Raw genomic sequence first — 9,505 nt, forward strand, 5'->3', positions numbered from 1 at the left:
GGTCGTCAGGCGTTCGTCGGCCAGCCGCACCGGAATCGGCGCGATCCGCCCGGCCAGCACCTCGGCCAGCTCGATCGCGTCAAGCGCCGACGGGCCGGTGCGGTCGGCCAGGGTTCGCGGCAACCCGACGACAACCTCGACTGCGTGCAACTCGGCGACCAGCTCGACCAACCGCCGCACGTGCTTGGCCGAGCGGTCGCGGCGGACTGTTTCCACCGGGGTGGCCAAGATGCCGTCCGGGTCGCTGGTTGCCACGCCGATCCGAACACTGCCGATATCGATGCCGAGCCGCCGCCCTGCTCCGGGATCGTCGCTGCCGGGCCGGTCCGGCAGGCGATGCGAGGAGTCCACTCAGCTGATCCTTGCTATCTCTGCGCGCACCGCGTCGAGCGCCGCGTCGATGCCAGACGCATCCTTACCCGAGCCCTGCGCGAGATCTGCCTTGCCCCCACCACGTCCGTCGACCGCCGCGGCGAGCTGCTTGACCAAATCGTTGGCGCGAATACCCAAATCCTGCGCCGCAGGGTTCGCGGCCACGGCGTACGGCACGTTGTCGTCTTCGCCCTCGGCGATCAGGGCGACCACCGCCGGATCGTTGCCGAGCTTGCCGCGAATATCGCCGACCAGCGAGCGCAGATCGGCGGCCGTCATGCCGGCCGACAACCGCTGCGCCACCAACCGGACGTTACCGACGTGCTGTGCTCCGTCGGCGGCATTTGCCGCAGCTGCCCGCGCATTGGTCAGCCGGGTGCGTTCGATCTCTTTCTCGGCGACCTTCAATCGCTCCACCAGGTTCGCCACCCGGGCGGGCACCTCGTCCGAGGGCACCTTCAGCGACGACGCCAACCCGGCCATCAGCGCCCGCTCCTTAGCCAGGTGTTTGAACGACTCCAGACCGACATAGGCCTCGACCCGGCGCACGCCCGATCCCACCGATGATTCGCTGAGGATGGTCACCGGCCCGATCTGCGCCGAGTTGTGCACGTGGGTTCCACCGCACAGCTCGAGCGAGAACGGCCCGCCGATCTCCACCACGCGCACCTGGTCCGGGTAGGCCTCGCCGAACATGGCCATGGCGCCCATCGCCCTGGCCTTCTCCAGTTGCTCGATGAAGGTGTGCACCTCGTAGTCGGCTTGCACCGCCTGGTTGGTCACCTCCTCGATCTCTGTGCGCTGCTCGTCGGTCAGCGGGCCCTGCCAGTTGAAGTCGAATCGCAGATAGCCCGGCCTGTTCAGCGACCCGGCCTGAACGGCATTGGGCCCCAGCACTTGTCGCAACGCAGCGTGCACCATGTGGGTGCCCGAATGTCCTTGGGTGGCACCCTTGCGCCAGCCAGGTTCCACGGCCGCGATCACGGTGTCGCCCTCGACGAACTCGCCGGACTCCACGTTGACGCGGTGCACCCACAAGGTTTTGGCGATCTTCTGCACATCGGTGACGCCGGCCCTGGCGCTCTCGCTGGAGCCGGTGCCACTGATGCTGCCCGTGTCAGCGACCTGCCCACCCGACTCGGCATACAGCGGTGTGCGATCCAGCACCAGCTCGACGCGGTCGGCGCCCGCGGACCCTTCTGCGCCGTGGGCTATTACCGGCACCCGCTTACCGTCGACGAAGATGCCCAGAATCCGTGCCTGCGAGGTCAATTCGTCGAAGCCGGTGAATTCAGTGGGGCCGGCGTCGACCAGCTCGCGGTACGCCGTCAAGTCGGCGTGCGCGTGCTTGCGCGCTGCGGCATCGGCTTTCGCGCGGCGGCGCTGCTCGGCCATCAGTTCCCGGAATCCGAGTTCGTCCACTTGCAGGTCGGCTTCGGCCGCCATCTCGAGGGTGAGCTCGATCGGGAATCCATAGGTGTCGTGCAGTGTGAAGGCATCCGATCCGGACAGCACGGTCGCGCCGGATGACTTGGTGGCACCGGCCACCTCTTCGAAAAGTCGCGAACCCGATTGCAGCGTCCGGTTGAACGCGGTCTCCTCGGCGACAGCGATCCGGTTGATCCGGTCGAAGTCGGCGATCAGTTCCGGATACGACGGGCCCATCGCGTCGCGGACGGTGGCCATCAGCTCGCCGACGATCGGGCCGTCAATATCGAGCAACTTGGCCGAGCGGATCACCCGCCGAAGCAGCCGGCGCAGCACGTAGCCGCGGCCGTCGTTGCCCGGACTGACGCCGTCGCCGATCAGGATGGCCGCGGTGCGGCTGTGGTCGGCGATGATCCGGTAGCGCACGTCGTCGGCGTGATTGCCGACGTCGTAGCCGCGGGGCGCACGCCGGGCCACCACGTCGATGGCCGGACGCAGCAGGTCGGTTTCGTACACGTTCGCCACGCCCTGCAGCAGGAACGCGACGCGCTCGACGCCCATCCCGGTGTCGATGTTCTTGCGCGGCAACGGACCCAGGATCTCGAAGTCGTCTTTGCCGGTGCCCTCGCCGCGTTCGTTCTGCATGAACACGAGATTCCAGATCTCGATGTAGCGATCCTCATTGGCTTCCGGGCCACCCTCGATACCGAACTCGGGACCGCGGTCGTAGTAGATCTCCGAGGACGGGCCGCACGGCCCAGGAATGCCCATCGACCAATAGTTATCGGCCATGCCGCGGCGCTGGATTCGCTCGACCGGGAGGTCCGCGATCTCCCGCCACAACTGCACGGCTTCGTCGTCGTCGAAATATACTGTGGCCCAGAGCTTTTCCGGATCGAAACCATATCCGCCGTCGTCGACTTTGCGCGTGAGCAATGTCCAGGCCAACTCGATGGCATCGCGCTTGAAATAGTCGCCGAACGAGAAATTGCCGGCCATCTGGAAGAAGGTGTTGTGCCGGGTGGTGATCCCGACCTCGTCGATATCGGGCGTGCGAATGCATTTCTGAATGCTGGTGGCCCTCGGATACGGCGGGGTGCGCTGGCCGAGGAAGAACGGCACGAACTGCACCATGCCGGCGTTGACGAACAACAGGTTGGGGTCGTCGAGAATCACCGAGGCACTCGGCACCTCGGTATGGCCCGCGTTCACGAAATGATCCAGGAACCTCTTCCTGATCTCGTGTGTCTGCACTTTTCCGCTTCCTCTTGATTTCGGCCCTACCCGGCCGGTATCAGCCTATTTCGACCGCATCACAGTACCGGTCCCACTGTGCCGCCGGATCACGCGATAAAGCTGACCGCGGTCAACCCTGCAGGAACGACAAACGCACTGAGCGCCGCCGGTTGTCCCGGTTCAAGTCGACCAGCACCACGCTCTGCCACGTGCCCAGCAGCGGCTCCCCCGCCTGCACCGGCACGGTGATCGACGGCGCGATGATCGCCGGCATCACGTGGTCGGCGCCGTGACCGAACGATCCGTGGGCGTGCCGGTAGCGGTCATCGCGCGGCAGTAACCGCTCCAGGGTGTCCACCAGGTCGTCGTCGGAACCGGCGCCGGTCTCGATGATCGCCACCCCGGCCGTGGCATGTGGGACGAAGACGTTGAGCAGTCCGTCGCCGCGCGGAAAGCAGAAGGCCCGCACTGACTCGGTCAAATCGACGATTCGACGACGCGCGGTGTCGACATCCAGCACATCGGTATTCACCTGACCAACCTACGTATTTGCCCATTGTCATGGCGAACGCAGTGGAGGAAGGTGGATTGAACCGGTGGCGCCACCGGGGCGCTGCCCCGAAGAGAAAAGGGGTGGATCGTGTACGCGCGTTCTACCACCATCCAAGCGCAACCATCATCTATCGACACCGGCGTTGCTCACCTTCGCGATGCCGTCATGCCGAGACTTCACGACGTTGACGGCTGTGTCGGCTTGTCGTTGTTGGCCGACCCGCAGTCCGGCCGGTGCATTCTGACCACCGCATGGGAAACCGAAGAGGCGATGCGGGCCAGCGCCGAGCAGATACGGCCGATCCGCGATCGAGCGGCCGACGAGTTCGGCGGTATCGGCGATCCAATGGTCGAAGAGTGGGAGATCGCAGTGCTGCACCGCGATCACCGCTCAGGCGAGGGTGCCTGCGCACGGGCGACGTGGGTGCAGCTGCCGGCGGATCAACTCGACCAGGGCATCGAGTTTTACAAGATGTCCGTCCTGCCCGAGCTCGAGGCACTTGACGGCTTCTGCAGCGCCAGCCTGCTGGTAAACCGTGCGTCCGGACGCAGCGTGGCCTGTGCGTCCTTCGACAGCCTCGAGGCGATGCAGCGCAGCAGAGACTCGGGAACGGCCCTCAAGGATGAGAAGATCCGCGAGGTCGGCGCCCAAGAGCTCGACGACTGCGAGTTCGAGCTCCGACTCGCCCATCTGCGGGCACCCGAGCTGGTCTGATCGAAGGGGGCGACCGGCCGAACCGAGCGACTGGGTGTCGGCCGGTATCTCCTTATGCCATGTGAAGAACAAGCGCAGCGGCTTGCCCATTGCCACGGCTAATCCGGCGGAGGAAGGTGGGGAGTGGAACCGGTGGCGCCGCCGGGGCGCCGCCGCCGAGCGAAGAGGGTGGTCTCGTGTACGCGCGCTCTACCACTATCGAGGCACAACCGTCGTCCATCGACGCCGGGATCGCGCACGTCCGCGATGTAGTCATGCCCGCACTCCAGAAAGTCGACGGCTGTCTTGGTGTGTCGTTGTTGGTCGACCGTGGCTCTGGTCGTTGCATTGCGACCAGCTCATGGGACAACGAACAGGCGATGCGTGCGAGCGCCCGCGCGATACGACCCGTTCGCGATCAAGCGGCACAGACCTTCGGTGGCAGCCCGACGGTCGACGAATGGGAGATCGCGGTGCTGCATCGAGACCACCCCTCGAGCCCGGGTGCAGGCGTGCGAGCCACCTGGCTCACGGTGCGGCCCGACCAATTCGACCGCGCCATCGAGTTTTACCGGGAGTCGGTGCTCCCCGCAATCGAGGAGCTCGAAGGCTTCTGCAGCGCGAGCCTGATGATCGACCGCACGTCCTGGCGGGCGGTGTCGTCGTCGACGTTCGACACCGCTGAAGCCATGCAGCGCAACGAAGAACGCGCCCGCTCACTGCGTACCGCACGGCTTCGCGACCTCGGCGCCGACCAGTTCGATGTCGGTGAGTTCGAACTGGCCATTGCCCACCTGAGGGTGCCCGAGCTTGTCTAGCGCTTCGTAGCGTCGCTGCCCTTGCTTCGAGATCGACGCGAGCGAGATGAGCTCTCGCATTTTTGCGCGCTGGCGTCGATCTCGGCGTATGTCAGGGCCCCAAAGGCGCGGATCGGCCTCCCTTGATCAGCGCCGCGCGAGCCAGGGTGGCCTGCGCCATCTTGACGTGGGCGGCGTCAACCAGAACACCGTTGACGCCCACCGCGCCCAGCCCGTTCTGCTCGGCTTCGCGGTAGGCCGCGACGTTGCGCTCCGCAAGCGCGATCTCCTCGTCGGTCGGCGCATACACCCGGTTGGCGACGTCGATCTGACTCGGATGGATGGCCCACTTGCCGGTGTAGCCCATCAGCGCGGCCCGTCGCGCGTCGCGCTCGTAGCCCACCAAGTTGCCGTAGTCGGGGTACGGCGCGTCGATCGCGTCGATGCCGGCGATGCGGGCCGCGACGATCACCTTGTTGCGGGCATAGGCCCAGAAGTCGCCGGGATATTCGCCGAGCGGGTCGAAGTTGGTGTCCACCCGCGCACCCAGGGACAGCGACAAGTCGCCGACACCGAAGATCAGCGCGTCCAGTCGCGGGCTGGCGGTGGCGATCTCCTCGGCGTTGGCCAGTCCCTCGACCTCTTCGATCAGCACCTCGAGTCGAATCTGGCGCGACAGACCGAGCTTGGCCTCCAACTGGGTGAGCAGCGTGTCGACCCACCAAACATCGCGTGCCCGAAGCGCTTTGGGAATGATGATGGTGTCGAGGTTCTCCCGGGCGCCGGTGACGACTTCGATGATGTCGTCGTGGCACCACTGGGTGTCCAGGCCGTTGATCCGGATCGCCCGAACCGTGCGACCCCAGTCGAGTTCGTTGAGACCCGAGATCGCCTTGCCGCGGGCGGCCTCCTTGTGGGCGGGCGCCGTGGCGTCTTCCAGGTCGAGGAAGACCAGGTCGGCCGGTGATGCGGCGGCCTTGGGGAACATGTGGTCATTGGCCGCGGGCACCGCAAGCTCCGAGCGGCGCAACAGCGAGGTCATCTACCGGGCTCCTGTCACAGCACACCCCGACTATGCAGGTCGTCGATGTCGCCGCCGGCCAGCCCCAGCAGCTCGCCGTACACCTCGGCATTGTGTTGACCGATCCGCGGGCCCAAGTGCTGCACCCGACCGGTCGCAGCGGAAAAGCGGGGCACCGGAGCCTGGACGGTCATCGCGCCCAGTTCGTCGTCGCCGACCTTGACGAAGACTTCGCGGTGCGAAAGCTGCTCGTCGGCAACCAGATCGGTGATGTCGTAGACAGGCGCGGCGGCCACCTCGGCGGCGTCGAAGATGTCCATCGCCTCGGCCAGCGTCTTGGTGGCCACCCAGTCGGCGACCACCTGGTCCACCTCGCGGGCCCGGGCCAGCCGTCGCTGCGGGTCGGAGAAGTCGGCGTCGTCGACCAGGTCGGCGCGCCCGATTGCGCGAAACACCCTCAGCGCCAACTGCGGTGAGCTTCCCGACATCGCCAGCCAGCGATCGTCGGCGGTGCGGTAGGTGTTGCGCGGCGCCGAGATGTCCCAGCGGTTGCCCGCCCTGGTCGGCACCAGGCCGAGCTGGTCGTAGCCCAGCAGAGTCTGCTCCAGCAGCCGCGCCAGCGGGTCGATCAGGTTGATGTCGATCAACTGCCCTGGGGCCCCGTGCACGTCGCGGTGATATAGCGCCATCATCACCGCGTAGGCGGCGTTGAGCGACGCCACGCCGTCGGCAAGCATGAACGGCGGCAACGTCGGCGGCCCTCCGGCCTCGCCGGTGATGTTGGCGAATCCGCTCATCGCTTCGCCCAGTGTGCCAAATCCGGGTCGCTCGCTTTTCGGCCCGGTCAGCCCGTAGCCGGTGATGTGCAACATGACGATCTTGTCGTTGACGGCGCGCAGCGCCGGGTAGTCCAGGTCCCATGTGCGCAGGGTGGCCGGCCGGGTGTTGACGATCACCACGTCGGCGTGTTCGACCAGCTGGCGCAGCAACGCCTGGCCTTCGGCCACGCGCAGGTTGAGGGTGATCGATCTCTTGTTGCGTGACAACGACTTCCACATCAGGCCGACGCCGTCTACCTGGTTTCCCCAGGTGCGGATCGGGTCGCCGCCGTCGGGTTGTTCGATCTTGATGACATCGGCGCCGAACTCGCCGAGATACGTGGCGGCCAGTGGCGCGGCGGCCAGCGTCGCTACGTCGAGAACCCGGATACCCGCGAGCATCATGCTCTAACAGGCACGCCGGCCGGCCGTTGCGAGCCGAGGTGATCGCGCAGGGTGATCGTGTCGCCGATGTGGGCACGCAGGTTCTGCACCAACCCGCGAATTCCCGCCACCGATTCGATGAGCTCACCGGTGATCGGGTCGTCGAGGTCGTGTTTGGCGAAGTCGTAGTTCATCAACTCCGAGACTAGGGTCAGCGACGCCATCGGGTGCACCAGGTCGTTCAGAACGACCTGGTCGCGTTGTTTGGAGTGGTCCTCGGTCTCCCCGACCACGGCGTAGGCCATCGCAGCATCGCCCGTCATCACATCGCCGAACGCCACCTGCTGGACGTGGGTCGGTCGCGGGGCACCATGAACAACAGCAGTCACTGAGGGTGGGATAGACACTTTTTCGAAACCGCATCGCGGGCGATATCACCGAGGCCCGCACGAGTAACCGGTGACGTTTGTTGCCGGGGGTTCGGGAGTTAACGTGCACTGTGACTGCTTGGGCACCTAGTAGCGGATCCGCCGGACGATAAGCCGAGACGACGCCTGAGATCGGAATTCGGTTCTGACCACGCCTTACGGGCTGCCGGGAATAGCGGGGAGGTCCCGCTCTCGCGCGGCCATGTCTTCATCGTCAACGGCGATCTCATGAAGATCGCTTGCGACGCCTTGCTCATTCCCACGGGCGGGATTGTCGACATCACCGAATCCTGGCGAATGTTCTTGCACAACAGGACGACTCGCTGCGATGACGTCGACGGCGCAAAACGACAGCGTGGCGTTTCTTGTAAAGCGGTTCCTGGAAGGTTTGGGGTCAACCGGTCCGTAGGCCGGCACGATCAGCGAGTGATATCGCATGTGCGGTCGTTTGCGAAGACCGTCTCATGGTCCGATGCTGGTACTCGTGTGAACGATGGTGCGAATCGTGCTGACACCAGCGGCGCGCCCGAGCTTGTGAGATCGCGGCACACGCCTTGTTCACCAGGCATACCGTGACTCCATGAAGCGGGGATACGCGCGGCTGGCAGCGACGATGCTGTTACCCGGCGGTGTGGCGCTGGCCGTTCTCGGACCGGGCGCGGGCATCGCCCAGGCCTACAAATACGGACCATTCCAGTGGTGTCCCGGGCAAGCCATGCCGAATGACCCACCGCGGGCGGATACGGATCTGGTGTGGGACATGGGCGTCTGCCACACCTACTACTTCGAATACGACGTGCGGACGAAGGCTCCGGCCCATTACTGGGAGGGACCCAATCTGTTTCCAACGCCGATCCCGCCGCCTCCTCCGCCGGCGAATCCGCCGAACATCGCCCAGCAGTGCCCAGGACTCATCCCGTTCGTCAACTGCTTACCGGGCCTCTAGCCGCGCTTGCGCCGGATGATCGCGCGCAGCTTTTCCAGCCGGGTGCCGAGCTCGCGCTCGGCGCCCCGGCCGGTCGGCCGGTAGTAGTCGACCCCGACCACCTCGTCAGGTGGATACTGTTGTGGCACAACGCCATCCGGGTCATCGTGCGAGTATTTGTAGCCCTGCGCGTTGCCCAGCGCCGCGGCGCCCGAATAGTGCCCGTCGCGCAGATGCGGCGGCACCAACCCCGCCTTGCCCGCTTTGATGTCGGCCATCGCGGCGGCCAGTGCCGTCGTCACGGCGTTCGATTTGGGTGCGCTCGCCAGGTAGATCGTGGCGTGCGCCAAGGTCAGCTGGGCTTCCGGCATGCCGATCAGTTGGACGGTCTGGGCCGCCGCGACCGCGGTCTGCAACGCGACCGGGTCGGCCATCCCGATGTCCTCGCTGGCCAGGATCATCAACCGGCGGGCGATGAACCGCGGGTCCTCGCCGGCGACCAGCATCCGGGCCAGGTAGTGCAGCGCGGCGTCGACGTCCGAGCCGCGCACAGACTTGATGAAGGCGCTGATCACGTCGTAGTGCTGATCGCCGTCCCGGTCATAGCGGACCGCGGCCTTGTCCAGCGACCGCTCGATGGTCTCGACGGTGACCTGCTCGCCCGCCTCGGCCGCCACCTCCAACGCGGTCAGCGCGCGACGGGCGTCGCCGGCGGCCAACTGGACCAGCAGGTCGACGGCCTCCGGCGTCACCGGGATCTGGCCGCCCAGGCCACGCGGATCGTCGATCGCGCGGTGCACGACCGCGCGGACGTCGTCGGAGGACAACGGCTGCAGTTGCAGGATCAGCG

The 9,505-nt window shown here is 66.1% G+C and carries 9 protein-coding genes and 2 pseudogenes; 3 read left to right on the forward strand and 8 right to left on the reverse strand.

The genetic code is table 11. The annotated features are described in order from the left end of the window. From ruvX to WAN02_RS25055, 3 genes are all read right to left on the reverse strand, one after another. Positions 1–351 (reverse strand): Holliday junction resolvase RuvX (ruvX, locus tag WAN02_RS25045; RefSeq protein WP_422267463.1); only part of this gene is annotated, 351 nt, incomplete at its 3' end. Beyond that, the gene (alaS, locus tag WAN02_RS25050) at positions 352–3,054 is read right to left on the reverse strand and encodes an alanine--tRNA ligase (protein ID WP_422267465.1); all 2,703 of its coding nucleotides are present in this window, start codon (positions 3,052–3,054) and stop codon (positions 352–354) included. A gap of 112 nt (positions 3,055–3,166) precedes the next feature. After that, the gene (locus WAN02_RS25055; protein ID WP_422267475.1) at positions 3,167–3,556 is read right to left on the reverse strand and encodes a secondary thiamine-phosphate synthase enzyme YjbQ; all 390 of its coding nucleotides are present in this window, start codon (positions 3,554–3,556) and stop codon (positions 3,167–3,169) included. Between the two features lie 120 nt (positions 3,557–3,676). Between WAN02_RS25055 and WAN02_RS25060 the strand changes: the two genes are divergently transcribed. After that, a complete protein-coding gene (locus tag WAN02_RS25060) occupies positions 3,677–4,303 on the forward strand; it encodes an antibiotic biosynthesis monooxygenase (RefSeq protein ID WP_422267467.1) in 627 nt (208 codons plus the stop codon). A 176-nt stretch (positions 4,304–4,479) separates the two neighbouring features. Continuing rightward, positions 4,480–5,100 (forward strand): antibiotic biosynthesis monooxygenase, encoded by a 621-nt coding sequence (locus WAN02_RS25065; protein ID WP_422267477.1) that lies wholly within the window; start codon positions 4,480–4,482, stop codon positions 5,098–5,100. 91 nt (positions 5,101–5,191) lie between these two features. Here WAN02_RS25065 and WAN02_RS25070 read toward each other — a convergent pair whose 3' ends face one another. The 4 genes and pseudogenes from WAN02_RS25070 to WAN02_RS25085 form a co-directional block, all read right to left on the reverse strand. Further along, positions 5,192–6,121 carry an HpcH/HpaI aldolase/citrate lyase family protein gene (locus WAN02_RS25070; protein ID WP_422267469.1) on the reverse strand — a complete coding sequence of 310 codons (930 nt, stop codon included), beginning with the start codon at positions 6,119–6,121 and terminating at the stop codon, positions 5,192–5,194. 14 nt (positions 6,122–6,135) lie between these two features. Continuing rightward, on the reverse strand, positions 6,136–7,320 hold the full coding sequence (locus WAN02_RS25075; RefSeq protein ID WP_422267479.1) for a CaiB/BaiF CoA transferase family protein: 1,185 nt from the start codon (positions 7,318–7,320) through the stop codon (positions 6,136–6,138). Positions 7,321–7,364: 44 nt separating this feature from the next. Further along, positions 7,365–7,607, reverse strand: a pseudogene (locus WAN02_RS25080) (LLM class flavin-dependent oxidoreductase); the annotation flags it as partial. A gap of 279 nt (positions 7,608–7,886) precedes the next feature. Continuing rightward, entirely contained in the window at positions 7,887–8,168 is a 282-nt protein-coding gene (locus tag WAN02_RS25085) for a hypothetical protein (protein WP_422267471.1), read from the reverse strand. A gap of 142 nt (positions 8,169–8,310) precedes the next feature. On the opposite strand from WAN02_RS25085, the gene WAN02_RS25090 reads away from it, so the two are divergent. Next, positions 8,311–8,676, forward strand: coding sequence for a hypothetical protein (locus WAN02_RS25090; protein ID WP_422267473.1), 366 nt, complete (start codon positions 8,311–8,313; stop codon positions 8,674–8,676). On the opposite strand, the pseudogene WAN02_RS25095 reads toward WAN02_RS25090, so the two are convergent. Then, positions 8,673–9,505 (reverse strand): annotated as a pseudogene (locus WAN02_RS25095) (replication-associated recombination protein A); the annotation flags it as partial. The gene WAN02_RS25090 and the pseudogene WAN02_RS25095 overlap by 4 nt on opposite strands.

The organism is Mycobacterium sp. (assembly GCF_049281135.1).
Taxonomy (GTDB): domain Bacteria; phylum Actinomycetota; class Actinomycetes; order Mycobacteriales; family Mycobacteriaceae; genus Mycobacterium.

Bases quoted from the DNA above. Each gene is read 5' to 3' on its own strand.
- WAN02_RS25075 (WP_422267479.1), bottom strand. From the start codon at position 7,320: ATGCTCGCGGGTATCCGGGTTCTCGACGTAGCGACGCTGGCCGCCGCG.
- WAN02_RS25070 (WP_422267469.1), bottom strand. From the start codon at position 6,121: ATGACCTCGCTGTTGCGCCGCTCGGAGCTTGCGGTGCCCGCGGCCAAT.
- WAN02_RS25085 (WP_422267471.1), bottom strand. From the start codon at position 8,168: ATGCGATATCACTCGCTGATCGTGCCGGCCTACGGACCGGTTGACCCC.
- WAN02_RS25090 (WP_422267473.1), top strand. From the start codon at position 8,311: ATGAAGCGGGGATACGCGCGGCTGGCAGCGACGATGCTGTTACCCGGC.